Origin of the sequence: Novosphingobium resinovorum (assembly GCF_036352595.1) — a bacterium.
In the GTDB taxonomy this organism is placed as follows: Bacteria; Pseudomonadota; Alphaproteobacteria; order Sphingomonadales; family Sphingomonadaceae; genus Novosphingobium; species Novosphingobium resinovorum_B.
In genome coordinates this window covers 1-23,560 of sequence record NZ_JAZFAX010000009.1, presented here as the reverse complement: position 1 = coordinate 23,560, position 23,560 = coordinate 1, and the positions used below count along the sequence as shown (strand labels likewise).

18 protein-coding genes are annotated in these 23,560 nt (G+C 67.7%); 7 read left to right on the top strand and 11 right to left on the bottom strand.

All coding sequences use genetic code 11. From position 1 onward, the window contains the following. Positions 1-42 precede the first annotated feature (42 nt). Positions 43-1,497: a YncE family protein gene (locus V2S85_RS10765; RefSeq protein WP_330702860.1), complete on the top strand. Its 1,455-nt coding sequence runs from the start codon at positions 43-45 to the stop codon at positions 1,495-1,497. Between the two features lie 58 nt (positions 1,498-1,555). On the opposite strand, the gene V2S85_RS10760 is transcribed toward V2S85_RS10765, so the two are convergent. The 8 genes from V2S85_RS10760 to V2S85_RS10725 form a co-directional block, all read right to left on the bottom strand. Further along, positions 1,556-2,359 carry an ABC transporter ATP-binding protein gene (locus tag V2S85_RS10760; protein WP_330702859.1) on the bottom strand — a complete coding sequence of 268 codons (804 nt, stop codon included), beginning with the start codon at positions 2,357-2,359 and terminating at the stop codon, positions 1,556-1,558. 10 nt (positions 2,360-2,369) lie between these two features. Then, entirely contained in the window at positions 2,370-3,467 is a 1,098-nt protein-coding gene (locus tag V2S85_RS10755; protein WP_330702858.1) for an iron ABC transporter permease, read from the bottom strand. A gap of 163 nt (positions 3,468-3,630) precedes the next feature. After that, on the bottom strand, positions 3,631-4,863 hold the full coding sequence (pabB, locus tag V2S85_RS10750) for an aminodeoxychorismate synthase component I (protein ID WP_330702857.1): 1,233 nt from the start codon (positions 4,861-4,863) through the stop codon (positions 3,631-3,633). Further along, positions 4,860-5,255, bottom strand: coding sequence for a dihydroneopterin aldolase (locus V2S85_RS10745; protein WP_330702856.1), 396 nt, complete (start codon positions 5,253-5,255; stop codon positions 4,860-4,862). The genes pabB and V2S85_RS10745 overlap by 4 nt, the downstream gene beginning before the upstream one ends. Next, complete coding sequence (locus V2S85_RS10740; RefSeq protein WP_330702855.1) at positions 5,252-6,154, bottom strand: bifunctional methylenetetrahydrofolate dehydrogenase/methenyltetrahydrofolate cyclohydrolase FolD; 903 nt, start codon at positions 6,152-6,154, stop codon at positions 5,252-5,254. Before V2S85_RS10740 ends, V2S85_RS10745 begins: the two co-directional genes overlap by 4 nt. After that, entirely contained in the window at positions 6,138-6,995 is an 858-nt protein-coding gene (gene purU / locus V2S85_RS10735; protein ID WP_330702854.1) for a formyltetrahydrofolate deformylase, read from the bottom strand. The genes V2S85_RS10740 and purU overlap by 17 nt, the downstream gene beginning before the upstream one ends. Before the next feature lie 118 nt (positions 6,996-7,113). Beyond that, positions 7,114-7,992 carry a methylenetetrahydrofolate reductase gene (locus tag V2S85_RS10730; protein WP_330702973.1) on the bottom strand — a complete coding sequence of 293 codons (879 nt, stop codon included), beginning with the start codon at positions 7,990-7,992 and terminating at the stop codon, positions 7,114-7,116. A 193-nt stretch (positions 7,993-8,185) separates the two neighbouring features. After that, positions 8,186-9,553, bottom strand: coding sequence for an aminomethyl transferase family protein (locus V2S85_RS10725; RefSeq protein ID WP_330702853.1), 1,368 nt, complete (start codon positions 9,551-9,553; stop codon positions 8,186-8,188). Between the two features lie 271 nt (positions 9,554-9,824). Here V2S85_RS10725 and V2S85_RS10720 point away from each other — a divergent pair, with 271 nt between their 5' ends. Beyond that, positions 9,825-10,706, top strand: a complete 882-nt coding sequence (locus V2S85_RS10720) for a LysR family transcriptional regulator (RefSeq protein WP_330702972.1) — start codon at positions 9,825-9,827, stop codon at positions 10,704-10,706. A 115-nt stretch (positions 10,707-10,821) separates the two neighbouring features. On the opposite strand, the gene V2S85_RS10715 is transcribed toward V2S85_RS10720, so the two are convergent. After that, a complete protein-coding gene (locus V2S85_RS10715) occupies positions 10,822-11,244 on the bottom strand; it encodes a cupin domain-containing protein (protein WP_330702852.1) in 423 nt (140 codons plus the stop codon). A gap of 394 nt (positions 11,245-11,638) precedes the next feature. Here V2S85_RS10715 and V2S85_RS10710 point away from each other — a divergent pair, with 394 nt between their 5' ends. Both V2S85_RS10710 and V2S85_RS10705 read left to right on the top strand, forming a co-directional pair. Continuing rightward, a complete protein-coding gene (locus V2S85_RS10710; RefSeq protein WP_330702851.1) occupies positions 11,639-14,485 on the top strand; it encodes a TonB-dependent receptor domain-containing protein in 2,847 nt (948 codons plus the stop codon). Beyond that, entirely contained in the window at positions 14,485-15,042 is a 558-nt protein-coding gene (locus V2S85_RS10705; RefSeq protein WP_330702850.1) for a heme-binding protein, read from the top strand. Before V2S85_RS10710 ends, V2S85_RS10705 begins: the two co-directional genes overlap by 1 nt. A 7-nt stretch (positions 15,043-15,049) precedes the next feature. Here V2S85_RS10705 and V2S85_RS10700 read toward each other — a convergent pair whose 3' ends face one another. After that, positions 15,050-16,345, bottom strand: a complete 1,296-nt coding sequence (locus V2S85_RS10700) for an MFS transporter (protein ID WP_330702849.1) — start codon at positions 16,343-16,345, stop codon at positions 15,050-15,052. Between the two features lie 157 nt (positions 16,346-16,502). Here V2S85_RS10700 and V2S85_RS10695 point away from each other — a divergent pair, with 157 nt between their 5' ends. After that, positions 16,503-17,621, top strand: coding sequence for a lactonase family protein (locus tag V2S85_RS10695; RefSeq protein WP_330702848.1), 1,119 nt, complete (start codon positions 16,503-16,505; stop codon positions 17,619-17,621). Positions 17,622-17,638: 17 nt separating this feature from the next. Next, entirely contained in the window at positions 17,639-18,007 is a 369-nt protein-coding gene (locus tag V2S85_RS10690; protein ID WP_330702847.1) for a glutathione S-transferase N-terminal domain-containing protein, read from the top strand. 140 nt (positions 18,008-18,147) lie between these two features. On the opposite strand, the gene V2S85_RS10685 is transcribed toward V2S85_RS10690, so the two are convergent. Beyond that, entirely contained in the window at positions 18,148-20,406 is a 2,259-nt protein-coding gene (locus V2S85_RS10685; RefSeq protein WP_330702846.1) for a TonB-dependent receptor, read from the bottom strand. A 286-nt stretch (positions 20,407-20,692) separates the two neighbouring features. Here V2S85_RS10685 and V2S85_RS10680 point away from each other — a divergent pair, with 286 nt between their 5' ends. Beyond that, on the top strand, positions 20,693-22,564 hold the full coding sequence (locus tag V2S85_RS10680) for a hypothetical protein (protein ID WP_330702845.1): 1,872 nt from the start codon (positions 20,693-20,695) through the stop codon (positions 22,562-22,564). Positions 22,565-23,560 lie beyond the last annotated feature (996 nt).

The window sequence follows — 23,560 nt, the reverse complement described above, 5'->3', positions numbered from 1 at the left end:
GCATGGCCCGCACAACCTTCCTTCACGATGGGAGCTACGTTGATGACTTCTCTGCGTTTCGGGGCCGCTACACTGGGCCTGTTGCTTGCCGGTTCGGCCGCCGTCGCCATGCCGGCCGCCGCCCAGACCGCCTTCACGACGCTGGACCGCACCGCGAAGGCCGAGGTCGAATTCTCCTCGCCCGAACGCGGCAAGCCGGTGCTGGCGGGTAGCGAAGTCGCGGTATCGGGCGAGAACTTCCGCCCCAACCAGCAGGTCGCGCTGCTCTACGGCGCGGCGCAGCTTCCGGGCGGCAGCTTCACCGCCGATGCCGAGGGCAAGATCGCCGGCAGGATCGCGGTTCCCGCCAACGCGGTTTCCGGCACGCACCCGATCCTCGTCGTCGCGCAGGCGCCCTACTATGCGACCGTCGCGGAACTGAAGGTATCGCCGACGATCCCGCTCTCGGGCCAGACCGGCTACGAGGTCAGGCAGGCGCACCCGGTGCGCGGTCTCTACCAGTCCGCCTACAGCGCGAAGACCAATGCCGTGTTCCTGACTTCGGCGATCGGCCGTCCGCCGGTGCACCAGTCGGAACTGGTGAAGCTGGACGCGGATTCGATGAAGGTGCTCGCCCGCGCCACGCCCGGACAGGCACCTGAGCGCGCCGGCGGTGCGCCGCGCCCCGCAGCGGCGCGTCCTGCCAACGCAGCGGCCGCCGCCGCGCCGCAGGGGCCGGGGGTCTATGCGGTCTACGGCGTCGCGGTCGACGATGCCCGGGGCAACGTCTGGGTCACCAATACCCGCCAGAACACCGTCGCCGTCTATCGCCAGTCGGACCTCGGCCTGGTCAAGCAGTTCGAGCCCGGTGCCGTCGGCCACCCCCGTGACGTCGCCGTCGATGCGCCGCTGGGCAAGGCCTACGTGACGGCGGTGGGCGCGCCCGAGGTCTACGTCTTCGATACGGCGGGTCTCACCGCGAACAAGGCCATCCCGGTCAAGTCGGCGGGGCGCGGCAAGGAATTCTCCGGCGCCAGCCTCTCGCTCGACCAGGCGGCGCACAAGCTCTACGTGGTGGGCCTGTCGACCGGCGAGGTCGCGGTCATCGACACGCGGACCGACGCCGTCGAGAAGGTGTTCGCGGTGCCCGGCATCCGCAGCGCGATCGGCGTCTCGCACGATCCCCTGACGGGGCGTATCTTCGTCGTCGGCCAGGGCAGCGACAACCTCGTGGTGCTCGACGGCGCCAGCGGCGCGGTGATCGCGGATACGCCGATCGGCGCGGGCGCGCTCAACGTCGTGTTCGATCCGGTCAAGCGCCGCGCCTATGTCTCCAACCGCGGTGCCGGCACCATCGCGGTGGCCGATGCCGACGGCAAGCTGGTGGCGAACCTCGGCCCGGCGCCGATGGCCAACCATGTCGCGCTGGGCAAGGGCGGTGTCGTCTACGCGGTCGACAAGTCGGCCGGTGCGCTGGACGCGGACAGCGACACCGTGCTGCGTATCCGTCCCAGGTAACAGCGCGGCGGGCAACCGGGGGGGAAGGGCCGGGCGTGGGGGCACGCCCGGCCCTTTTTCATGGCGCGATGATGTCGGCGATGTCGATGCGCAGCCGTCCCCGCTCGATACCGACGGCGGCGCGGACGCGGTAGACTTCGGCCAGGACGTCGGCGGTGATGGCCCGGGCGGGCGGGCCGTCGGCGGCGATGCGGCCTTGCGAGACTATCACCGTCCGGTCAGACCAGCGCGCGGCGATCTCCAGGTCGTGCAGCACCATGACCACGATCATCCCCCGCTCGCGGGCGAGATCGCGCACCAGCTTCATCACCCGCAGCTGGTAATGCAGGTCGAGCGCGCTGATCGGCTCGTCCAGCAGAAGCACGCGCGGGCCGCGTGCCAGCGCCTGCGCCAGCGAGGCGAGCTGGCGCTGCCCGCCCGAAAGGTGATCCAGCCCGCGCATCGCCAGCGTGTCGATGCCGACCCGCTCGATGACGTCCATCGCCCGTTCTAGGACCGCCCGGTCGCTCAGCGCGGCGCCGTCGACGGGGGAGGCGCGCAGGGCGCCAACGACCGTCTCCAGCACGCTGAGCGCGACCCGCTGGGGCAGCGTCTGCGGCATGTAGGTGACCAGCCGGGCGTGATCCGCCAGCGGCATCTCCAGCAGTTCGCGCGTGCCCAGGCGGACCGATCCGCCGGCCCGGTGCAGCCCCGCGAGGGCGCGCAGCAGCGTGGTCTTGCCGGCGGCGTTGGGGCCGACCAGCGAGACGACCTGGCCCGGCGCGATCTCCGCCAGCGAGAGGCCGTCGATCACCGCGCGGCCGCCGTAGCCGGTGGAGAGGCCGCTGATCGCGAGGGCTTCGGTGTGGGTGTCCATCGTCATGCCGGCCTCCTCAGACGCGCTGCGGCTTGCGCAGGATCAGCGTCAGGAACACCGGCACCCCGATCATCGAGGTGACGATGCCGACCGGCAGCAGCACGCCGGGGACCAGCAGCTTGCTGGCGACCGAGGCCAGCGACATGACCAGCGCGCCCGTCAGCATCGAGGCGGGCAGCAGGAACCGGTGGTCCTCGCCCAGCAGCAGCCGCGCGATGTGCGGGCCGACGAGGCCGATGAAGCCGATCGTGCCGACGAACGCCACCGAGGTCGCCGCCAGCGCGCTGATCCGCAGCAGCGAGGCGAGTCGCAGGCGCTGCACGTCGATGCCAAAGCTGCGCGCGCGGTCCTCGCCCAGCCGCAGCGCGGTCATCGCATGGGCCGCCCCCAGCGAGAAGGGCAGCACGAGCACGATCACCGCCAGCAGCACCGCCAGGTTCACCCAGGTCGCCCGGGCAAGCGAGCCCATGCTCCAGAACACCAGCTGCGACAGCGCTTCCTGCGAGGCGACGAACTGCACCAGCGCGACGAGGGCGTTGAAGGTGAAGACCAGCGCGATGCCGAACAGCACCACCCCTTCCACCCCGGCGGCACGGCTGCGGGCGAGGCCTTCGAGCAGCAGCACCGAGGCGAAGGCGCAGAAGAATGCGTTGAGCGGCACCATCCAGTCGGCGGGCACGAACGGCAGGCTCAGCCCCAGCACGATCGCCAGCGCCGCCCCGAACGAGGCGGCGGAGGATACCCCCAGCGTGAAAGGGCTCGCCAGCGGGTTGTTGAGGATCGTCTGCATCTCCGCCCCCGACAGCGAGAGCGCCGCGCCGACCAGGATCGCCATCAGCGCATAAGGCAGGCGGACCTGCCGGATGATGGTGACTTCCGGCGCGCTCAGGCTGCCCGGATCGAACAGGCCGGCCCAGACATGGCCGAGCGGCAGTCCCGAGGGGCCGGTGGAGATGTCGAGCAGGAAGGCGACCAGGCACAGCAGCCCGATCGCGGCGAGGATCGCCGTGCGCCGCACCAGCAGGCGGCGATAGTCGGCGAGGATCGCGGCGCGCCCGGGCGAGTGGGGGGCGGCGGCGTCCGGGGCTTGGTTCCCGTGCGAGGTCTTGCGCAATGTCCAGTGTTCCGATCGGCGTCCCGGCGCCGGACATCGCGAGCATGCCCTTCAGGATCTTTGCGATTGCGCCGCAGTTGCATCGCCTAGAGCCTTGGCGATGCGTTTCGAAGTGTCAAATACGAATATCGAATATGCGCAAATGTTCGAGGCCTTGCGCGACCTACCAGGCCGGCACGGGATCGACGAAGCGGATCTTCGCGCCGCATTCGCGCCATTCGCGCAAGGGGTCGGAATCGTGGACGATGCCCGAGCCGACGCCGAGCCGGTAGGCGCCGCCCGGTCTTTCGAATTCCAGCGTCCGGATCAGCACGTTGAACGCCGCGCGTCCGTCCGGGGCGATCACCCCCATCGATCCGGTATAGGCGCCGCGCACGCGCCGTTCGGTCGCGGCGATGATCTCCATCGCGCGGATCTTCGGCGCGCCGGTGACCGAGCCGCAGGGGAACAAGTGCGCGATGACGTCCACCGCATCCAGTCCGGGCTCCAGGCGTGCGCGCACCGTGCTCGTCATCTGGTGGACGGTCGGATAGCTCTCGATCGCGAAGAGTTCGTCGACCCGCACGCTTCCCGGCCGCGACACGCGGGAGAGATCGTTGCGCAGCAGGTCGACGATCATCAGGTTCTCGGCCCGCTCCTTGGGATCGACGCGCAGCGCTTCGCGGCGTGCCTCGTCCGCGGCGGGGCAGGCGGCGCGGGGCGCGGTGCCCTTCATCGGGCGGGTCCAGATCTCGCCGCCGCGCATCGCGAAGAACAGTTCGGGCGAGCAGGAGAGCAGGCCGCCGGTCCCGGTCGAGAGCATGCCGCCCCACCCCGCGCGCTGGGCCTTGCGCAAGTGCCCGAACAGCGCGGACGGCGCCGCGCCGCTGCGCACCATGGTCTCCAGCGTGAAGTTGACCTGGTAGCAATCGCCCGCTTCGATCAGCCCGAGGATATCGCGGATGTGGCCGGTATACTGCGCCTCGTCGAGCGCGCGTGAAAGCTGCGCGCGCGGGGCGGGTTCGCCGGGGGGAGGGGGCACGTCCTGCGGCGCGTCGAACAGGCCGAACCAGACCAGCGGCGTCTCGCCCGCACCGCCCTGCAGCTCCGCCAGCCGTGGTTCCAGCGCCAGGCCGGCCTCGTAGGCGAGATAGCCGGCGGCATGGAAGCCCGACTGCACCCCCGCGCGCAGGCGTTCGAGCGCGGCCCCGACCTCGCCGGGGGCATGGGCGACGACGATCTCCCGAGGGTCTTTGAACAGCCGCCAGTTGCCCGCGGCGCGGGCATCGTCCAGCAGCACGAAGGGGTCGCCTTCGCCGATCGACGGCGCGCCTGCCGTCGCCGGCGCATCCCCCCAGAGGTCGGCCCAGAGATCGGCCCAGCCGGCCGGAGCGCCAGTCGTTTCCGCTCCGGTCATTCCCGCCGGATTCTTATGCGCGTTCCGGCAAGGCAGCCGGGCACCGCGCGCGGCTTGTCGATGCGCACCGCCGCCTCGGTCACCAGGTCGCAGGCGAGGCACATCCGCGCGAGGCGCTGCGCGAAAGTCTCGATCAGCGCGATGCGCTGGCTTGCCAGTTCGAGGGCATGCGCATGGATCCGGCTATAGTCGAAGGTCTGCGACAGGTCGTCGTCCACCGGCGGGACGATCGAAAGCGCGACATGGATGCGCAGCGGCTGCGGCACGCCGTGTTCCGCGCTGAAGGCGCCGATGTCGGCCATGACCTCGATCTCGTCGAGCAGCACCTGGCATTCGACGGCGCTGGCAACGGGCAATCCGGGCGGTCGGAGTATTTCGGCGATGCCGTTCATGATGCGGTTCTCCTGGTTTGCGCCCTGGCCGCGCGCAGGGTATTGGCGAGCAGGCAGGCGATGGTCATCGGGCCGACCCCGCCGGGCACCGGGGTGACGGCGGCGGCATGCGCCATTTCCGCGCTCGCGCAGTCGCCGACGATGCGGGTGCGGTCCCCGCTTCCGGGATCGACCACGCGGGTGATGCCCACGTCGATGACGACCGCGCCCGGCCTGATCCAGTCGCCGCGCACCAGCAGCGGCGCTCCGGCGGCGGCGACGACGATATCGGCCCCGCGCACGATCTCGCGCAGGCCCTGCGTGGCGATGTGCGTGACGGTCACGGTGCATTCGCGTTCCAGCAGCAGCATCGCGATCGGCTTGCCGACGATGTTCGACTTGCCGATGACGACCGCATGCCTGCCCCTGAAGTCGTCAATCACGGTGTCGAGCAGCATCATGCAGCCCAGCGGCGTGCAGGGAACGAGTCCGTCGGTGCCGGTCGAGAGGCGCCCGACGTTGACGGGATGAAAGCCGTCCACGTCCTTGCGGGGATCGATCGCGTCCAGCACCCGCGAGGCATCGATGTGCGGGGGGAGCGGCAGTTGCACGAGGATGCCGTGGATCGCCGGGTCGCGGTTGAGGTCGTCGATCAGCGCGAGCAGGTCGGCCTCGGCGACGGTGGCGGGCAGGCGATGCCCGATCGAGCGGATGCCGGCCTTGCCGCACTCGGCGACCTTGCGGCGCACGTATATCCCGCTGGCCGGATCGTCGCCGGCGAGGACGACGGCGAGGGCCGGGGGGTGGCCGTGCGCGTGCAGGAACGCCTGCGCCTCGGCGGCCACTTGCGCGCTCAGCCGCGCGGCGATCCGCTTGCCGGGGATCAGGACGGCGGCAGGCGCCTCAACTGCGGAAGACAACGGTTTTCTCGCCATTGAGCAGGACGCGGTCCTGCAGGTGCAGGCGCACCGCCTCGGACAGGACGCGCCGTTCGATGTCACGCCCCTTGCGGACCATCTCGTCGGGGGAATCGGCGTGGCTGACGGGCTCGACATCCTGGTGGATGATCGGTCCCTCGTCGAGGTCGGTGGTGACGTAGTGCGCGGTGGCCCCGATCATCTTCACCCCGCGGGCATGGGCCTGGTGATAGGGCTTGGCGCCCTTGAAGCCGGGCAGGAACGAGTGGTGGATGTTGATGCACCGCCCCGAAAGGAAGGCGGCCAGATCGTCCGAGAGGATCTGCATGTAGCGGGCGAGCACCACCAGTTCCGCGCCGCTCTCGGTCACCAGCTGCTTGATCTGCGCTTCCTGCTGCGGCTTGGTGTCGCGGGTGATGGGGAAGTGGTGATAAGGCACTTGCGGCGGCACCGAGATCGACAGCGCGTCCTGCGGGTGATTGCCCGCGATGCCGACGATCTCCATGTCGAGTTCACCGATCCGGCTGCGGTAGAGCAGGTCGCCGAGGCAGTGGTCGAACTTGCTCACCAGCAGCAGCACCTTGGGCGGGCGGGCATTGCGGCGGATCTTCCACTGCATCGCCGCCGGACGCGCCACGGTCCCGAAGGCGTCGCACAGTTCCAGCAACTTGCGCTCGTCCGGCATGTCGAACTCGACGCGCATGAAGAAGCGGTGGTCGTCGCGGTCGTTGAACTGCGCGGCATCGACGATGTTGCCGCCATGCGCGGCAAGGCAGCCGGCGACGGCGGCGACGAGGCCGGGGCGATCGTCGCACTGGAGGGTCAGGGTGCAGGTCTCGGTCACGTCAGGCACACTCTCTCGTTCCGTTGTTTTCAGAAGTCGTCTGGAAATTCGCCGCAGGCGAATTGCGCGGCCGGTGCCGCAATGAAAATGCCCCGGCGGGCATTTCCCGGACGGGCTCTCAGGCTTGCCGGTTGAAGCCGGCGATCCATTCGACGGTCTTGCCCAGGCCGCCGAAGGGGTAGAAATGCAGCCGGACATCGCCCAGCTCCGGCCCCAGCATCGCGGCGAGTTCCTCCACCAGCCGGTCGGGACCGGCGCTGCCCATCAGCCGGCCGAGCGAAATCCCGTACTTGGCCATGACCGAGGCCGAGGCGCCGACCCCGCAGCGCGCCGCAAAGCGCATCAGGGTGCGGATGCCGGCGGGGCCCGGCACGCCGATGCGTACCGGCGCATCGATGCCCCGGCGGCGCAGGTCGGTGATCCAGGTCACGAACGGCCGGGCATCGAAGCCGAACTGGGTGACGATCAGCGGCCGCATCCCGCGCGCGGCGACCATCGCGCATTTGTCGGCAAGGACGTCCCAGCACTGCTGCTCGCTCATGTGCGGGTGGCCTTCGGGATGGCCGGCAAGACCGATGATCTCGGTGCCGTTCCGCTCGAACGCGCCCGTGGCGATCAGTGCCGAGGTATCGGCGAACGGCCCCGCCTCGGCCGCGTCTCCGGCGACGACGAAGCAGCGGCGCACATCCGCCTCGTTCACCATCCGCGCGAGGGTGCCTTCGAATTCCGCGACGGACGCCAGGCGCCTTGCGGAGAAATGCGGCATCGGCTCGAACCCCAGCTCGCGCACGGCGCGGGCGGCGGCGATGCGGTCTTCGGCGTCCTCGCCGGGGAGGAAGGTGATCGCGATGCTGGTTCCGGCCGGGATGTGTGCGGCGGCGGCGCGCAGCGCGTCGATGTCCCTTGCGGTCATCTCCAGCGAGAAGCCTTCGGTAAGGGCCGCGGGGGCGTGCTGCCATGTCGGCGGCGTCGGCAGCGTCGGCAGCATCTGGGGCATGGTCATCGGTCGGTTCGCCTTCTGGAAGGACACCGCCGCGTGCGCCGGCAGGGATACGTCGACTGCACGCGGCGGCGTCAGGCACCATCGTCCGCTCCCGGAAAAAGCACGGCTTCCGGGAGGAACGGCGGGTCGGTGGCCGAGGCCCTGGGAGGACAGCTCGGCCGGGCCGGACCTTGGGTTCGGGCAGGGCCTACTTGCGGTAGGTGGTGCGGGCGTGCGCGCCGTAAGGCGCGGGCGCCACGGTGGCCTTGATCGCCGTCTGTTCGTGCGGTTCCACTTGCGGCTTCTTCGACACCGGGTTCTCGCCCCACAGCACGGAGACTTCGGTTCCGGTCGCGGCGAACGCCTCGTCGATCACCGCCAGCGAGACGATCTTGCGTTCATTGGCGAGGTAGCCGCAGTCGAGCGAGATGCCGGCGCGCTGTCCGCCGATCAGCACTTCGTCCATCTGGTAGAGGCCATAGCGCGCCTTGGGCATGTTGAAGTGCTTGTACTTCGGGCCGTCGCGCCATGCCGAGGAGACCACGCGGGCCATGTCGTCGGCATCCCAAACCAGCGTCACCTTCTTGCGGCGGTTGCTCTTGATGCGTTCCTGCAGCGCGTCGGAACCGACGAAGTCGTGGTCGAACTTGACGATGCGGTCATAGCCCAGGTCAAACGGCGTGACGTAGTAGTCCTCGATGTTCGCGGAGTTGAAGCTGCCGGCAAGGCTGCCGGCGGCCTTGGCGGGCAGCCACTCGCGGTAGGCCTTCAGGCTCTCGGCGCTGAAGATCGCGGGCATCGGGCCGGGCACCCAGCCGGATTCGAGATTGGCGGTGGAGTAGGCGATCGAGCCGACCTTCACGAGCCCGAATTCCTCGCCCGCCGCCAGGATCGCATCGCGCACCGCCTCGCCTTGCGACCAGGGGCCGAATATCTCGAAGCCGATGGCGCCCGCCATGCCGTGCCGCAACGCAGCGACGCGGTGGCCGGCGATCTGGAAGTCGGTCATGCCGAAGAACCGGATCTCGGGCAGCGGCTTGCCGGTGACCTTCTCCATCAGCGCCCCGGCCAGCGGACCCTGCACTTCGTAGCGATAGACCACCGGCGGCCGGCCGCCGCGATCCATCGACTGGGGGTCGCGCTCGGTGGTGACGTTCCAGTCGCCGGTCTCGACATGGTACTGCACCCAGTCGAGCGCGGTCGGGCGGCCGACGAGGTTGAACAGGTTCTCCTCCAGGTAGAACAGCACGCAGTCGCCGAGGTAGTACCCCTCGGGCGTCGTCGCGACGAACTGCTTGGCCATGCCGGGGCGGAAGTTCTCGAAGCTGTTCACCGCCAGGTGGCGCAGCAGCTTGAAGGCATCGGGCCCCTTCACATAGTGGTCCACCATGTGGTGCGACTGGTCCATGAAGCCGACCGAGGTGAGCCAGGAATTGACCTCGCTCTGCCAGTTGGTGAACTGGCCCGAGACGGTGCCGTGCGAAAAGGCACGGCGCTGGCTGTCGCGCAGCAGGTCAACCGCGCTGCCGGCGCGGCGGATGGCCATTTCCAGGCTTTCGGCCAGGGGTGCATTCATGGGCAGATCCTTTCCTTGGTAGCGGGACAGCTTGTCCGCTCTCTCGTGATGGTGATGGACGGATGGCGGGGACTTCGAGGTCGGGCCAAGAGCCGCATGCGGCGTCGTCCTGCGCTTCATGTACCAATCCGGCGGCGAGGGATAAGGCGCATTTTGCGCACTCTAACCTTGCGAAAGGTACGCAAATCGAGGCGCCTCAGCGTTTGCCCTCGGCGGCGGCGGGCCCTAGTCTTGGCGATGAAGCAAAGGCGGGAGAGGCCTGTTGGATCGCATGAAGGCGATGGAATCGTTCGTGGAGTCTGTGAAGCGGGGCGGCCTTGGCGCGGCCGCGCAGCGGCTCGGCATCTCGCGCACGATCGTCAGCCGCAATATCCAGTCGCTCGAGGCCGAACTGGGCGTGCGGCTGCTGAACCGCACGACGCGCTCGTTGTCGCTGACCGACGCGGGGCAACGCTACTTCCACTTCTGCGACGAAGTGCTCACCCGCGTGGGCGAGATGGACCGGCAGGTCTCCGCGCAGGCCGCCGAGGCGCGCGGCGAACTGACCGTGCTGGCACCCAAGTGGATGCAGGGCGCCGCGACCAGCCTGCTCGTCGCCTTCGCCAAGGCGCATCCGGAAATCCGTCCTCGCCTGATCCTGGGCGGCATGGCGCAGACCGCCTACGGCTTCCTGGAGCAAGGCTGCGAGATCGCGCTGCACACGCGCCAGATCCCCGACAGCCGCATCGTCGCGCGGCGGATCGCGGAGATATCCTATAGCCTGTGCGCCTCGCCGGCCTATCTCGAGGGCGCGCCGGCGCTGGCGCATCCCTCCGACCTTCCGGCCCATGCCACCCTGGTCCAGTACAACTACCATACCTGGCAGTTCGAGAAGGAGGGCCGCGAGGAGCGGTTCCAGCCGGTGGCGACGCTTTCGGCGAACACCTTCTTCGCGCTCAGGGACGCGGCGCTGGAGGGGTTGGGGCTGGCCCTCGTACCCGAACCGCTGGTGCGCGAGGATCTTGCCGAGGGACGGCTGGTGACCGCGCTGGGCGACTGGACGCCGATGGGCCAGACGCTTTACGTCGCGGTGGCGCCGGGCGGGGGCATCCCGGTGAAAGTCCGCCTGATGCTCGATTTCGTCCATGACTGGTTCGGCCGCCATGGCCTTTGACCGTTCGGAGAGCGTTCCGGGATGGGCATTCGCCCATTCGGCGGCACCGGTCGGGTGGGGGAGCGCGCCGGTGCCGCCGCGGACGGCGCTGTTTCGCGCACTTCCGAACGGTCGCTCAGTCCTCGGCGTCGATCACCGTGCTGGCGCGTGGCGAGAAGCCGGGCGCGGCGGTACAGCCCAGCAGCGTCCACGCGCCGAGGCTGCGGCACGACTGCCACAGATAGGCGGGCACCGCGATCTGCGGCCGCTGGCCGAGCGCGAGGTCGGTGCCCAGCGTGCTGGTCATCTGCATGTGGCTGCCGTTGGTCACGGTGAACTGCGCCGGCGCGCCCATGTGGAAGTGCCAGACCTCGATCCCGTCGGTCTTGTGCGACGGCATCGGCTCGTCGCCCGCCAGCAGGTAGTAGATCGAGGAGAACTTCGGCCGGCCCCAGATCTCGCTGTCGCTGTAATGCGGGGCGTACCAGCCCGCCGTGGGATGACGCTCCATGGCGAGGGTTTCGATGATCTGCTTCAGATCGAGATGGTCGTGAATCATGATATTATTCTAAGAATTTTGCGCAACTTGGCGAATGAAATATGAAAAATTTTCTCGGTGTGAAATCGGAATATCAAAACATTTAAATCACTCGGAATAATACTGCTTTTATAAATCGGTGTTATCATGAGAATGATTCTGAATATATCCTCACTTACTCGTGATAAATGGGTGGGGTTTGGATTAATTTCTGGCGTTATATATAAATTTTATATTCTATATTCGCGAAATTGATCGCGTCAGGGGCGGCATTGATATCCCCCCGGATCGTCCGGCGAGTTAGTGCAATGGTGGAGGGCGACGTTCCGAGCGCGACTGCGCGGCGTACCGCCCGACCTGATTGCCAGGAAGGCTTCCGTCGAATGTGAAGCCATCAGGAGAGGAACACGACATCGTGAAATCGACATTGCTTTCGCACGCCAGTATCGCCGCGCTGCTATGGACCGGCACCGCTCATGCGCAGAACACCGCGCAGGATGCCGCTCCCGCCACCCGCCCCGCGCCTCCGCAGGCGGCCGAGGCCTCGGCGCAGGACATCATCGTCACCGGCTCGCGCGTCATCAGCAACGGCAACAACAGCCCCACCCCGGTCACCGTCGTCTCGACCGAGCAGGCGCAGAAGGTGCAGCCCGGGACGCTCGCGGATTCGCTGCAGATACTTCCGGTCTTTTCCGGTTCGCGCGGTTCGGGGAGCAACCCGTCCTCCACCGGCAGCGTCGGCGGCGGCAACGGCTCGGCCAACCAGCTCAACTTGCGCAACATCGGGCCCGAGAAGACGCTGGTGCTGATGGACGGCAAGCGCATTCCGCCGACGCTCAACAGCGGTATCGTCGACGTCGATTCGATCCCGCAGATGATGGTCAAGCGCGTCGACGTCGTCACCGGCGGCGCCTCGGCGGTCTACGGGTCGGACGCGGTGGCGGGCGTCGTCAACTATATCATCGACCACGACCTCCAGGGGCTCAAGGTCGAGGGCGAGACGGGCATCTCGCAGCGGGGCGATGCGGCCAAGTACCGCCTCGGCGCGGCCTGGGGCACCGACCTGTTCGGCGGCCGCGGCCATTTCGAGATCAGCTACGAATACCAGAAGGAAAGCGGCATCGACCGCCGTTCCGACCGTTCCTGGATGCGCCAGGCGGGCGTCACCGGTTCGGGCACCGAGGCCAATCCTTACGTCAACCAGAAGGATCTGCGCCAGTCCGGCTATTCGGCGGGCGGCCTCATCACCAGCGGCGTGCTCGCGGGGCAGACCTTCAACGCCGACGGCAGCCTGCGCGATTTCCAGCACGGCACCGCGACGGGCACGTCGGGGGTCGAAGTCGGGGGTGACGGCGCCTACTACGATTCCACGCTGATGGCGCCGCTGGAATTCAACCAGTTCTTCGGCCGCTTCGACTACGACGTCAGCGACGATGTCCATGCCTACGTCCAGGTCGGCGGCAACTTCAAGACCAATACCGCCTATGGCGACAACCTGACGATGCAGAACTTCACGATCCGCTCGGACAATCCCTACTTGTCGCAGCAGTACCGCGACCAGTTGGCCGGCGCCGGGGAATCGACGTTCAAGCTGAGCGAGATCATGCAGGGCGGCCCGCGCCTCGGCGCGACGACCAGGACCGAGCAGGTCAACATGTCGGCCGGACTGAACGGGAAGCTGGGCGATTTCCGCTGGACGGCGGACTATGTCCACGGCCAGTCGATCCTGAAGAACACCCAGCTCAACAACGTCAACCGCCAGCATCTTGCCGAGGCGCTGGATGCGGTGAGCGATGGTGCGGGCAACGTGGTCTGCCGCGTTGCATTGACCGATCCCGGCAGCGCGTGTGCGCCGCTGAACCCGTTCGGCGAGGGCGCCGCCAGCGCGGAATCGCTGGCCTATGTCCAGCAGGATACGCACTACCGTGCCAAGACGGTGCTCGACGATGCGACCGCGAGCATCAGCGGGCGGCTGTTCGATACCTGGGCCGGTCCGGTGAACGTCGCGCTCTCGGGCGAGTGGCGCAAGCTCAGCTTCCGCTCCAGCAGCGACGCGGGGCCGGAAGACTATGCCGACTGCGCCGGCATCACCTACAACTGCACGGCGACGACGCTGCTGTGGCAGAACACTTTCGCCGCATCGCCCCGGATCAGCAACACCGTGTGGGAAGGCGCGGTCGAAGCCAGCGTGCCGCTGCTGGCGGACCTGCCCTTCGCGCAGAGCTTCGACCTCAGCGGCGCGGCGCGCTACACCAGCTACCAGACCAGCGGGCGATACTGGACGTGGAAGGTCGGCTTCGACTGGCACGTCAACGACGCCCTGCGCTTTCGCGGCACCCGATCGCGCGATATCCGGGCGCCTACACTCAACGACCTGTTCGCGCCGACTTACGTGAGCGTGGTCAGGAGCACCGACCGTCTCACCGGCACGGCGCCGCAGGTTTCGGTCTACAACCAGTCGAATCCGGACCTGAAGGCGGAAGTCGGCAATACATTGACGGTGGGCCTCGTCTGGAATCCGGCACCCGCCTTCAGCATCGCGGTCGATTACTACAAGATCAAGGTCACCAACGCGATCACCCAGCTGCAGGGCAACGACCCGCAGATCCAGGACTTGTGCTATGCCAGCGGCGGCACGTCGGCGTACTGTGATCTGCAGGTCAGACCGAACGGCTATACCGATCCATCCAGCACCAATTCGGTCACGTCCTGGGTCAGCCGGTCCATCAACCTTTCGGAGGTGTCCACCGAGGGCGTCGACGTGGAGGCGAACTTCCGCAGCAGCCTGCTCGACCGACCGTTCAGCCTGCGCCTGCTCGGCGCCTACCAGCCGCACATCTACTACAAGCAGCCGGGCGTGGAGACACGGGACCAGGCCGGGGCCGCCTTCGGTCCGCTGGGCGCGGCGGCGGCGCCGACGGTGCGCCTGACCGGTATCGTCCACTTCGAGCCGAGCGATCACGTCTCGATCGATATCCTGGAACGGTGGCGCAATGCGATGACGCTGTCCGGCTACGATTCCGAGATCTGGGTGGACGATCACCTCAAGGCCTTCGCGACCACCAACGTCACGGTCACCTTCAAGCCGGAAAGCACGTATAACGCCGAGTTCTACCTGAACGTCCAGAACCTGTTCGACGCTAAGCCGCCGACCGGCGGATTTACCGGAAACGGTACGCGCGCGGGCTTTCGGGATGGCTATCCGGTCAGCGATAGTCCACTGGGCAGGTTCTTCACCGCTGGCGTAAGGGCGAAATTCTGATGCGCGGAAAAACGATGCTGGGCCTGATGCTTCCACTCTCGCTGTTGCCGGCCGGCCAGGCGCTAGCCGACGACGGCGTGCCCTCGCTTGCGACGACGATCGCGCAGATGCCCAAGAACCTGCCGCGTGCCGAAGGGCCGCCGCTCGATGCCGCCATCGCCGCCGCCCGCAAGGCGGTGGCGGCCTGCGCGGCGCGGGGCAGCAAGGTCAGCGTGCTCGTCGCCGATGTGGTGGGCAAGCCGGTCGTGCTGCTTTCGGGCGAGGGGGCCGGGGTCCGCTCGCAACTGATCGCGCAGACCAAGGCGAACATCGTCGCGCGCTTTCATGAGGCGTCCGGCCTCGTCGCCAGCCGCGCGCAGAGCGATCCCGCTCTGGTCGCGCAGGCTGCCGCCGATCCGGGCATCGGCCTGCTGCGCGGCGGCGGCCTGCCGGTCCGCCGGGGCGCGGCGATGATCGGCATCGTCGCGGTCTCCGGCGGAGGGCTGACGGGCGATCTCACCCTCGACGAGACTTGCGCGCGCGTCGCCGTCGCGGACCTGGAGGCGCCCGGAAAGTAGCCGGGCTTCAGGGCAGGCGGGTGCCGCGCTCGCCGGGGGCCGCAGCCGCGGGTTCCCCGGCGACGTGCTCGAAGCTGTCGGCGTTGCGCAGCGAAGGGAACCAGCGCGCCCAGAGCACGGCCGCGGCGATGCTGCCGACGCCGCCCAGCACGACCGCCGCGACCGGGCCGACGAGCGCGGCGACGAACCCGCTCTCGGCCTCGCCCAGTTCGTTCGAGGCGGAGACGAACAGCGAGGAGATCGCCCCGACGCGGCCGCGCATGGCATCGGGCGTGGCGATCTGCACCAGCGACTGGCGGACGTAGACCGAAACCATGTCGGCGGCGCCCAGCACCGCCAGGCAGGGCAGCGAGATCGCCAGCGAGCGCGACAGGCCGAAGCCGATCGTCGCCGCACCGAAGATGACGACGGCGGCCAGCATCTTGACGCCCACGCGCCCGCCGAGCGGCCGCCACGACAGCCACAGCCCGGTACCCAGCGCGCCCACCGCCGGGGCCGCGCGCAAGTTGCCGAGCCCGGCCGGACCGACGTGGAGCACGTCGCGGGCATAGACCGGCAGCAGCGCGGTCGCGCCGCCCAGCAGCACTGCGACGAGGTCCAGGCTGATGGCGCCGAGCACCAGCTTGTGCTGCAGCACGTAGCTCAGCCCGTCGGCCATCTGGCGCAGCGGATGGCGCTTGCGGTCGAGCATCTGGCGCTCGATCGCGCTGATCGCGAACAGCGCGGCGGAAGACACCGCCAGCAGCGCCGCGCTCAGCCCGAAGGCCATCCACGGCGCGATGGCATAGGCATAGCCGCCCACCACCGGCCCCAGGATCGCGCCGATCCGTCCCGCCACCGCGTTCGAGGCGACCGCCTGCGGCAGCACCGCGCGCGGGACGGTGTTCGGGGCCAGCGCGTTGATCGCCGGGCGGAACACCGCGCGCGTCACCCCGGTCAGCGCGGCGACGAGGAAGTAGACGAGCAGGCTGCCGCGCCCTTCGTGGACCATCCACGCCAGCAGCAGGGCGCCCGCCAGCTGCAGCAGGCAGGACCAGCCCGACATGTGCCGCCGGTCGTAGCGGTCGGCCATCCAGCCGGTCAGCGGGGTCAGCACGAACATCGGCACGAACTGGACCAGCCCGATCATCCCGAGCTGGAACGAGGCGGCCTGCACGTCCATCGTCTCGCGCGCGCGGTCGTAGACCAGCCAGCCCAGCGCGATGACCAGGCTGCTCTGCGAGAGCATCGAGCCCATCCGGGCGATCCAGAACAGCCGGAAGTCGCGGTAGGCGAAGGGGCCGGCGCCGGAGAGGATGGGCATGGGGCGTTCCTTTTCGATGCTGCCGAAACGGTGTCCCTATGGGACAATGCCCCATGGCGGTCATTCAAGCCGATGGGAAGGCTATAACTATTCCATCGCGGCGGGGTGCGGGCCGGGTGATTGTCGGGCATTTCGGGGCGAACCTGGGAGAGATATGATGAAGAACCTTGCGCGGCTGCTGCTGGGCGCTTCGGCGCTGATGGTGACGGGATGCCAGACCGTGCCGGGCGCTACGGCCGGAGCCCTGGCCTTTGTCGGGACGCAAGGGGCCGGCGCGGGGCAGGGCATCGTCGCCGTCAGGCTCGACCGCAGGACCGGGGCGCTGACCTCGCTCGGCACGGCGGCGACGGTGGAGCGGCCGACATGGGTGCTGGCGGACCCCGCCCACCGGCGGCTGTTCGCGGTCAGCGAGGTGGGCAACGACGGCGCCTCGCAAGGCGCGGTGCTCGCCTTCGGATATGATCCCGCAAGCGGCGCGCTGACCGCCGAGGGGCGTGCGGCGTCGGGTGGCGGCGGGCCGACGCATCTGGCGCTCGGCGCTGCGGGCCGGCAGGTCTTCGTCGCCAATTACGGAAGCGGGCAGGTCGCCGCGATCCCGGTCGCGGCGGACGGTTCGCTGTCGCCCGGCTGGGTGGCGGCGCACGAAGGTTCCGGGCCGCACCGGCGGCAGAAGGGGCCGCATGCGCACGGCGTGACCGTCGATCCCTCGGGCCGCTGGGTGCTGTCGCCCGACCTGGGGACGGACCGGGTCTATATTCATGCCGTGGCCGGCGGCGCGGCGACCTTCGCGGCGCTCCCGCCGGGGTCCGGCCCGCGCCATATCGTCTTCGCGCCGGACGGGCGCCATGCCTTCCTGATGACCGAGATGGCGGGCACGATCTTCAGCTTCGCGTGGGATGCGGCGCACGGGCGGCTGACCGAGTTGTCGCATCTCGCGCTCGATGGGCCGGATTTCGCAGGCGCGCCGAGCGGGTCGGAACTGGCGGTCGCGCGCGATGGACGGTTCCTCTACGCCGGAAACCGCGCGGGGAACCGCATTCAGGTCTATGCGATCGGCGCGGGAGGCGTGCTGACGATGGTGCAGGGCGTGGACTGCGGCGGGCAGGTGCCATGGGGCTTCGCGCTGGACGGTAGCGGCAAGTGGCTGGTGGTGGCCAATCAGGGATCGGGCAACCTGGCGGTCTTCGCGGTCGATCCGAAGAGCGGGCGTCTTGACCTCAGGCCCGCGCATCTCGACATCGCAAAGCCTACTTCGGTCGCGTTCGTCGGCCCCTGAACAGGACATAGCCCCCGATGACTAAGGATTTTCGCCCCGTCCTCTATCTCAAGGCGACGTGCCCGCATTGTCTGAAGCTGCGCCTATTCCTGCTGGAAGCGGGCCTGCTGGACGGGTTCGAGCAGCGGATCTTCTCCGAAGGCGATGCGAACGAAGCCGCGATCCGCGCGGAACTGGCCTCGCACTTCGACAAGGTGACCTTCCCGACCGTGCAGCATGCGCCGGGGGCGTACATGAAGGACTCTGACGCCATCATCGCGCATTATGCACAGGAAGCCGGGATCGATCCGCAGGGCCTGCCGACGTTCGTTGCCTACGCGCACGGCGTCCTGCCGAAGTACATGGAAGTGCGGCGCGAGCTTGCCGCGTTGAAGCGCAGCGCGTGACAAGTCCTCCCCGAGCTTGTCTCGGGGAGGTGGCGCCGCCGAAGGCGGTGACGGAGGGGGGAATTGAGAGGCTCGCCCCCCTCCACCACCCGCTTCGCGGACGGTTCCCCTCCCCGAGCAAGCTCGGGGAGGAATGAGGTTCAGAAATCGAACCCTGCGGTCACGCCATAAGTGCGCGGCGCGGCGTAAGTGCCGTTGTCGCCGCTGTTGGTGGCGCCGATCTGGGTGCGGTAGAACTCGTTGGTGATGTTCTTGCCCCAGAACCGCACGAACAGGTTCTCGTTGCTGGACCGCCAGGTCAGCGAGCCGTCGAGGGTGTTGTAGGCCTTCTGCTTCACCCGCTCGTCCGGCGATCCCACGAAGCCGGAGTTGTAGTAGTAGTTGCCCGCGAGGGTGAACTTGCCGATCCCGGTATGCAGGTCGTACGAACCGCCGACCGAGGCGGTGAACGTCGGCGTGTTCTGCAGCTTGTTGCCCGATGCGTCGCCGATCAGCAGGCAGTTGCCGCCGAGCTGCGTATAAGGGCTGCCGTTGGTGCCGAGGCAGGTCTGCCCGGTCGGGATCGTGAAGCCCGCCGGCAGCGGGTAGGGCGTCGAGATGATCGCGGTGTCGAAGTCGGTATAGCGCGCATGCGTCCAGTTGAGGCCGCCGAACAGGCGCAGGTCGCTGGTCACGCGCCAGGTGAGGTCGGCGTCGATGCCGTAGATATGCGCGCCGTCGGCGTTGTAGACGGTCTGCGCGCCCGAGATCACCTGCATGACCTGGATGTTCTTCTCGTCGTAGTAGTAGCCGGCGAGGTTGAAGCGCACCTTGCGGCCGAACAGGTCGGACTTGATGCCCACTTCGTAGGCGTCCACCAGTTCCGGCTGCAGCAGCACGATCGGGTCCGACTGGGTGATGAAGGTGCCCGAGCGGAAGCCCCGGTTGTAGCTGGCATAGGCGAGCAGTTCCGGCGAGAAGCGGTGGTCGATCGACAGGCGCCACGTCACCTTCTTGAACGTCTTGCCCTCGTTGATGGTGTCGCTGACGGTCAGCAACCCGCTGGGCGGGACATTGCCGTTGAAGGATACGTCGTAGGCCGAAAGGCTGCGCTTGTCGCTGGTGTAGCGTATGCCGGCGATCACATGGGTGCTGTCGCCCAGCGCGTAGGTGCCCTCGGCGAAGCCCGCGAAGCTGTCGAGCTTGATCGAATTGTAGTCGTCCACGTAGCCGTTGTTGCCGTACGTGAACAAGCCGGTGGTGCGCGAGCCGTCGTTGCCCGCGTTGCCGTGCATGTAGAACCCGCCGAGCACCCACTTGAACGGCCCGCCCGCCTCAGAGACGAGGTTCACTTCCTGCGTGAACTGCTTGTCGTAGAGGTGGTTGTCCACCACGATCCGGCGCGCGGTGGTGCCGTCGGGGTCGAAGTTGTAGTCGAAGGTGGAGTGGCGGTAGGCGGTGATGCTCTTGAGCGAGACGCCGCCGAGATCCTGCTCCACGGTCAGGCTGGTGCCCCAGGCGCGGGTGTGCATGACCGGGTCGACGTCGGCCATGATGTCGCGCTCCGGGTTGCCCCCGGCGGCGATGATCTGCTGCACCACGTCCTGCCCCAGCGCATTGGTGCTGAAGTTGCGGAAGGCGGGCGCGGCGGCGTCGCGGCCGTTGAAATCGCCTGAGAGGGTGACCTTGGTAAGCTCGCTCGGCTTCCACAGCAGCTTGGCGCGGCCTGCCCACGACTTGCTGGTCTGGATGTCGTTGCCGGTGAACAGGTTCTTGCCGAAGCCGTCCTGCTGGTTGTCGTACTGGCCCGAAAGGCTGATCGCGACGGTGTCGGTCAGCCCGCCCGAGACGTAGGCGGCGGAATGGACGGTATCGTAGTTGCCGTAGCCGATCTCCGCCTTGCCGTTCCAGTCGAAGTCCGGCCCCAGCGTCGACATCTGGATCAGGCCGCCGGTGGCGTTGCGGCCGAACAGGGTGCCCTGCGGCCCCTTGAGCACGGCGACCTGGTCGGTATCGAAGAAGTTCTGCAGGATGCCGAACGAGGCGCCGTAGTAGACCCCGTCGACATAGACCGCGACCGGGTTCTCGATCCCCGGGCCCTGTCCGGTGGCGCCGATGCCGCGGATGCGCGGCAGGCCGATGCCGCCGGTGCCGGTGGTGATGTTGAGCGCGGGCACCGCCGCCTTGAGGTCGAGCGTGCTGGTGACGCCCGCGCTGGCGAGCTGGTCGGTGCCGAGCGCGGTGATGGCGATCGGCACGTCCTGCGCGGATTCGGTGCGCTTCTGCGCGGTGACGATGATCTCCTCGACGCCGCTGCCGGCGCTGTCCTGCGCCGCGGCAAGCTGCGGCACCAGCGCCGCGATGGCGCCGCCTGCCAGCAGTGCATGGCGCACGGGTGCGAATATCGAAGTGTGCTTCACGATCGTCCTCCCAGTTCCGGCCTTTTGCGAGCCGGTGAATGCTTTGGCTACCGCCTGCCTGCCTGCCCTTTGGGCGTCGCTCGCGTCGTATCCCTCGATCGCGGTTGCCGGCGGCGGCATGGCATCGATGTAGTCCGGGACGGCGGCGGGGCGGATATAGGCACTCGAATGGGGCCGATAACTTCCGTGACGACCGCTGGTGCAAACCGGGAGGCACTCTCGTATCACGGTTTCAGCACGGGAAAACGGGCCGTTCGGCCTTTCGAACTTGCAGGGAGAGAACAACGTGAAACGCAGGGATTTTCTCGCGGTGGTGCCGGCATCCGTGCTGCTGAGCCAGGTCGGCATCGCCAAGCCGGTGCCGACCAAAAAGGGCGTGATGATGATGAACCGCATCGCCCCTTCGGTATCGGAACTGCACGTCGCCGCGATCGACGGCAGCGGCGAGCGCAAGGTGCTGGCCGAAAGCGCCTATGACTACAACGTCGCGCTCTCGGCGGACGGCGCGCGCATGGTGTTCACCTCCGAACGGCTGGGCGACGGCAATTCCAGCCTGTTCAGCGCGAAGGGCGACGGCACCGGCGTCAAGGCGGTGGCCGGTGGGCCGAACGTGGACGATGCCGCCGCGCTTTCGCCCGACGGCAAGTGGCTCGCCTTCGTTTCCACCCGCAACGGCTACAAGGCCAACATCTGGGTGATGAACCTCGCCAGCGGCAAGATGAAGCAGCTGACCGGCATCGGCGAGGTCAAGGGCGCGGCCGACAGTCCCGACACCTACTTCCGCCCGGCATGGTCGCCCGACGGGCAGTGGATCGCGTTCTCCTCGGACCAGAACACCAGCTGGCGCGGCCACGACGAAGGCCACGGCTGGGAGCATACGCAGGAACTGGCGATCTACAAAATTCGCCCCGACGGCACCGGCTTCGCCAAGGTCTGCTCACGCAAGAACTGGTGCCAGGGCTCGCCGACGTGGTCGCCCGACGGCAAGCGCATCGCCTTCTACGAACTCACCACCGAGTCCACCTGGGGCGCGCGCCGCCCCGAATGGATCGGCCGCGTGGATTCGCAGATCGTCTCGGTCGACGTCGAGACCGGCGCGCGGATCGAGCATACCGCGTCGGCCGGGCTCAAGGTTTCCCCGCACTGGATCAGCGCGGAGGAGATCGGCTACGTTATCAAGGGCGGCCCGGACGAAGGCGTCGGCTATACCTCCGGCCGTCCCGGCTTCAAGCGGCAGGGCCTTCGCGCGCCGTTCTGGACGGCGGACGGCAAGTCCGTGATCTACGAGGTGCAGGCCTTCCGCCCGGTGCGCAAGCTCGACAAACCGCTCTACAGCTGGGACGCGGACTACGACTACCGCTTCATGGACGTGTTCCCGATCCTTTCGCGGCAGGGCATGATGGCCTTCACCGAGAAGCAGACCGGCATGTCCTCGATCGTCACCTGCCGCCCGAACGGGTCCGAGCGGCGCGTGGTGTTCGACAATACCAAATCGGGCCTCAACCCGGAGATGGTGAAGAAGGGCCTCGCCGGCGCGTTCCAGCCCTGCTGGTCGCCCGATGGCGAGTGGCTCGCCTTCGGCGTCGGCACCTGGTTCGCCGAGCGCAGTTACGCCAAGGCGGTGGTCGTGCGCGTGCGCAAGGACGGCACCGGGCTGGAGACGCTGACCGACGGCACCGTCCATTCGGGCTTCCCCAGCTTCTCGGCCGACGGCAGGGAACTGGTCTTCCGCGTCTGGGGCCAGAGCGGCGAACGCGGCCTGCGCATCCTGAACCTCGAGACGAAGGAAGTGCGCGTGCTGACCGAGGAGATGGACAACCTGCCCGGCTGGTCTCCCGACGGCCAGCGCATCGTCTTCACCCGCAAGGTCGACGGCACCACCTTCCAGATCGCCACGATCCGGCCGGATGGTTCCGATTACCGGGAACTGACCACGGGCAAGCAGAGCGACGGCCATGCGGTGTGGGCGCCGGACGGGCGGATCATGTGGTCGGGCTCCGAGCACGGCTTCCGCGACGAGGCGGCGCTGTACGACAACACCTTCCAGCAATATGGGCAGATCTACGTGATGGACGCCGATGGCGGCAACAAGCGCCTGCTGACCGACAGCAAGTGGGAGGATTCGATGCCGCTCTATATCGACAAGGCGCTGCTCTGATCCGGGGAGGGGCAGTGTCCGGGTTTTAGGAACTGTCCTTTCAACCCCGCTCAGGCTGAGCTTGTCGAAGCCCCCGGCGGCGGGGCGCGATAAGCGGATGATCCGAGGTGGCGGGCGGGCTTCGACAAGCTCAGCCTGAGCGGGGTGGGTTAAAACGCGGCAAGCAGGCAAGGGCGGCTTGTGCCCCAAGGGGGACATCGACAGGATAGTCCGCGCGGCCTAATGCTCATGCGGCAGCACGTCGGAGGCTTTTGGGATGCGCTTGTTGCGTTGGGCTTGGAATGTGCAGATATCGACGAAAGCAAGGGCCCTGATAGGAGTGGTTCTTCTAAGCGTATCTATCGGTTTGCTGATTATCGGCCCCTTACTGTTCGATCATGTGAGCGACGAGACCGTATTTGTTAAGATCACGGCTTGGACAGGGGTATTCGGAATTGTCGCTGGTGTCAGTTCGGTCTCAAAGTGGATGCGAGACAGGGGACTAATACGATAATAGGGCCGCACTTACGGAATGGCGATCTGGACCGCCAACGGCAACTAACCACCCAAATCCGCCGTCACCCTGAACTTGTTTCAGGGTCCATCAAGCCGATAGCTCAGATTCTTGATCCGCAAACCGAGATGGCAGTTTGCGACATGACCTCCGGCACCAACTGCCTGATGGATCCTGAAACAAGTTCAGGATGACGAAGCGCCCTGGGGACAGGTCCGCAATCCATCCCTTTTAGTCATTCCCGCGAAGGCGGGAACCCATCTGCTGACGGTTGGTGCTCGCGAAGGCGTAGTTCGGAGCAGCCACGCTGGCGAAAGGGCCTTCGCCGCAAGCCGGGGCAAGGCTGATATACGATCCCCGGGACTGCCCGAAAACGACCCGCTTGATACTCCTCGATCCAACCGGCCGGCAGTGCGGCCAGACAGTTGGATGTGGGCGAGAATGCAGGAAAATCGCAATGTTCTGATCGTGGGCGGCGGCATGGGCGGGATGGCCTGCGCGCT

Coding starts and splice junctions, on each gene's coding strand:
- V2S85_RS10765 (WP_330702860.1), top strand. CDS start 43: ATGACTTCTCTGCGTTTCGGGGCCGCTACACTGGGCCTGTTGCTTGCC.
- V2S85_RS10720 (WP_330702972.1), top strand. CDS start 9,825: ATGAAGGCGATGGAATCGTTCGTGGAGTCTGTGAAGCGGGGCGGCCTT.
- V2S85_RS10695 (WP_330702848.1), top strand. CDS start 16,503: ATGAAGAACCTTGCGCGGCTGCTGCTGGGCGCTTCGGCGCTGATGGTG.
- V2S85_RS10705 (WP_330702850.1), top strand. CDS start 14,485: ATGCGCGGAAAAACGATGCTGGGCCTGATGCTTCCACTCTCGCTGTTG.
- V2S85_RS10715 (WP_330702852.1), bottom strand. CDS start 11,244: ATGATTCACGACCATCTCGATCTGAAGCAGATCATCGAAACCCTCGCC.
- V2S85_RS10690 (WP_330702847.1), top strand. CDS start 17,639: ATGACTAAGGATTTTCGCCCCGTCCTCTATCTCAAGGCGACGTGCCCG.
- V2S85_RS10725 (WP_330702853.1), bottom strand. CDS start 9,553: ATGAATGCACCCCTGGCCGAAAGCCTGGAAATGGCCATCCGCCGCGCC.
- V2S85_RS10730 (WP_330702973.1), bottom strand. CDS start 7,992: ATGCCCCAGATGCTGCCGACGCTGCCGACGCCGCCGACATGGCAGCAC.
- pabB (WP_330702857.1), bottom strand. CDS start 4,863: ATGACCGGAGCGGAAACGACTGGCGCTCCGGCCGGCTGGGCCGATCTC.
- V2S85_RS10760 (WP_330702859.1), bottom strand. CDS start 2,359: ATGACGATGGACACCCACACCGAAGCCCTCGCGATCAGCGGCCTCTCC.
- V2S85_RS10700 (WP_330702849.1), bottom strand. CDS start 16,345: ATGCCCATCCTCTCCGGCGCCGGCCCCTTCGCCTACCGCGACTTCCGG.
- V2S85_RS10745 (WP_330702856.1), bottom strand. CDS start 5,255: ATGAACGGCATCGCCGAAATACTCCGACCGCCCGGATTGCCCGTTGCC.